The organism is Agarivorans sp. 2_MG-2023, assembly GCF_030548085.1.
In the GTDB taxonomy this organism is placed as follows: Bacteria; Pseudomonadota; Gammaproteobacteria; order Enterobacterales; family Celerinatantimonadaceae; genus Agarivorans.
Genome location: NZ_JAUORQ010000031.1, coordinates 1 through 2566 on the forward strand (window position 1 = coordinate 1; position 2566 = coordinate 2566).

The 2566-nt window shown below is 38.8% G+C and carries 1 protein-coding gene; it reads right to left on the reverse strand.

Annotation, left to right across the window (positions count from 1 at the left end; all coding sequences use genetic code 11):
• Nucleotides 1-184: 184 nt before the first annotated feature.
• Complete coding sequence (locus Q4549_RS21825; RefSeq protein WP_303554600.1) at nucleotides 185-2029, reverse strand: glycosyltransferase family 2 protein; 1845 nt, start codon at nucleotides 2027-2029, stop codon at nucleotides 185-187.
• Nucleotides 2030-2566: the final 537 nt, after the last annotated feature.

Genomic DNA, 2566 nt, shown 5'->3' on the forward strand with positions numbered 1-2566 from the left:
CGCACACAGCGGCAAATGCAGTGGTAGTAGGGCGTGCTGTCTAAACAGATCTGTTGTTCACGTGCTCGGGTCATAACGGCACCTCTAGGGCTTGGGGTGTACTTAAAGCCTAGAAGTGCTGTTGGGCGCTGTCAAAAAGACTTGGGTGTCCTTTCTTTTTCATTTTTCAATGCTTCCCTAATGGCTAAGGTGACTCCACCCCTCTTAAAAATCGAGTGTAAGAAGTGCTTATATGGACGAATTTTTTTTCGATTAGCTCATCAATGCTATTATAAAAAATTGAATTTTTAGAAAATAGAGAAAGTTTCTTTCCATTTTCATAAGTGCCTTTATAAGCACGATATTCCTGATCGGCATAATATGAAAGTAGTCCATTGTTAACCCTATCGGATATATAAGAATAGGCAGCGTTAACAAATTTGTAGTGCAGTAAAACTCCAGTTACGTCCGATACTTTGCTTTTGTTGCAATAGTGAGGGTCTGTGAGAATATCGATTTCACCATCTATATACGCTAGCGGGTGCTTGGTTAACACATAAGACGAAATGTTTTTTCCGAAGACTTTTTCTCTTATTCCCCCGTAGTAATTACTAATATTTTTGTTTCCAAGCTGGTTGAATTTATTGTACTCCTGATTTTTTGAAAAGTAGCACTCAGTTCTAATGTTAGATAGGTCATAAAAACAATGCTGACTTCTGTTAAATGTCGCTGAATCAACTGTTTCAATCTTTTCGGGAAAGAGGTCGAGCAAGTAAGCAACAACCGATGTATACCCTTGCTTAGTTTGATAGCGGATAAAATGTCTCATATCTGCATAACTAGAGCCTGGGAAATCAAAGAATTCATCAACGTCTACCGTTAAGCACCATCGTTGTTGACAGTTTTTTTCAACGACGTACCTGCGAATCTCAGTCTCATAAAATTTGAATTGAAGTTTGGTAATGTACAAGCTTGTGTTTGCGACACTTTTAATAATGTTTACAGTGTCATCGTTAGAGCCATTATCTATGAAATAAAAATGTTTAGCCCCAAGGGTTTGGTAATGAGCAATAAACGATCTTAAGTAGGCTTCTCCTTCTTTTACTAAGCACACCACGGCGAACTCGTCTGGTTTATAGAACACGTTTTCAGGACCATAAGACCGCACAATTTGGCGGTTGAACAACATGTTACCGCTGCTTGCGTTAGCGTTTATTCTTTCTATATGCTTCTTATCCAACGGATGATTTAATTGACGAAATAGGTTTTCTATAGAATTACCATGGTTAATCGCTTCAACTTTGTGTGCGGCATTTACACTTATGAATTGCAGTAACTCACTATTATTTGTTAGCCAACGAAAAAGTGTGAATAAAGATGTTAAATCATCATTATTGCTTATCGATAATGGATAAAAGCGTCTTGCGAGATCGACATGGTTTGATGAAATGACCACACATTTAGCTAAAGCGGCATAGGCCATCCACTCCCCATCACTTGGTCTATCATATGGCGCAACAACAATAGAGTGTCGAGTAAATAGTGGTATGAGTTGCTTTTCTTTATTTGTAGAGTTGAATGTACGCGTGCGAAACCCAAGGTTTTCTATTGCCAATAGCAATGCTTCACTTTGTTGGTGCTTATCCATTAAAACTAAAACGTCATGGCTCTTAGTTGTTCGTGGATATGGTCGAATAGCGTGTACATCAATAGGGTGGGGTAATTCGAACACATGTGTGGGTGTTAATTTTTCAAATAATTTTTTTGTGGAGTACTCAGTGGTATGAATTAAATCAAATCTGTCTCCATGATCATTTAGAAAAGATAACACTTTATTTCTATAAGGCCCCTCAACAACTAATGTATCAATCTGCAGTATCAACAATGGTCGCCTAATAAAGTTACCTTTTTTAGGAATAGAAGATACTAGTGAGGAGAGAGCATTTAGAGATAGAGAGGTGAGTTGAATATGGAAAATAGCAGAGCTTTTATTTGTGCGAGTTGTTAGCTCATTTATAAAGCAATGTTCACTAAGCTGCTCTCCATTCAATGCTTTTAGCCATTGGCTGAAACCCGTAGCCTTCTTATTACTTGTGTACTCCTTTGGGCTGTTAACTCTTAAGCTATAATATTTGAGCATGAAAGGTGATTTTAGATTCCATTCGTCTTTTATATTGGAGCCTAAGGGAAATAGACTCTATTGCCAATAAATTTCGACGCTCTATCTTTTTTAGCTCTCCGGTAAGAGTTTAACGCCGTCTACCCAGTTTTAGCCCCGCCAACATCAACACCGTTATTTACTATAGAAAGGAGCATCGGGCTTGTTCAACACCCGAATAAGGTGTTGCTTGCTAGGTAGTCGTTGGAGCAGTGCTTTGTTGCCTTAGCGCCTAACATCAAAAGTAACGACAATAAGTAAACGGTACGGTAAGTGGCTACTTACCGTCTATTAATTAATCAAGGCTTGCTTATCCACTTTCTCGCATAGCCGTAATCGACCACGAGTGGCGCACCAACTTCTTCCGGTTTGATTAGCATGTTGCTGTAAATGTTTGCTCGAACCAGCAGCGCCTATAAAGTGCTTATC